Below are 559 nucleotides of genomic sequence, written 5' to 3' on the forward strand. Positions count from 1 at the left end.
CTAAACACGAAGCACAAACGTTAAGTGTTCGTGATTAAGTGTTTGTAATAAATAATATTGGTGAGTAAACATAACAAAAAAAGCCCGGCAACAGGTACTGGGCTTTGAGATCATAGAGCATGCAATTATGACTGAGTGTCGAGTGGGATTTGTCCCGTCGTTACCTGTTCGACGTCAAACTCAGTTAATCCTTCAATGTAGCTTTCTACCGCTTGTTCTACTTCATCGTCGCTTTGGCTGAAGTATGCGAGGTGGAAAATGGCATCGCCTTCGTTTACCAATGGCAGCGTTTGCTGACCGATCACTAAGCCACTTTTAGGTGCTTTTAGCTCTATTTCATCGTGACCGAGGGGTGAGCTGATGTAAGCTAAGGTTTCACCTTTTTCTACTTTATCGCCTAGGTTCACCACCGTGCGCAAAATACCGTTGCCTGGCGCTCTAACCCAGCTGGTCGATTTCGCGATAACAGGTTCAGGCAGTTTTTTACGGCTGGCTCTTAACATACCGATCGCTTGCATAACACGTTGAACGCCTAAAACACCAGCACTGATAGATAGCG

The 559-nt window shown here is 45.3% G+C and carries 1 protein-coding gene; it reads right to left on the reverse strand.

Going from position 1 to position 559, the window contains the following annotated elements:
- Positions 1-125: 125 nt before the first annotated feature.
- The coding region (locus R7R24_RS29415; protein WP_318120551.1) for a succinylglutamate desuccinylase/aspartoacylase family protein at positions 126-559 on the reverse strand (434 nt) is incomplete at its 5' end.

The sequence above is a fragment of the Vibrio sp. 704 genome (assembly GCF_033339295.1).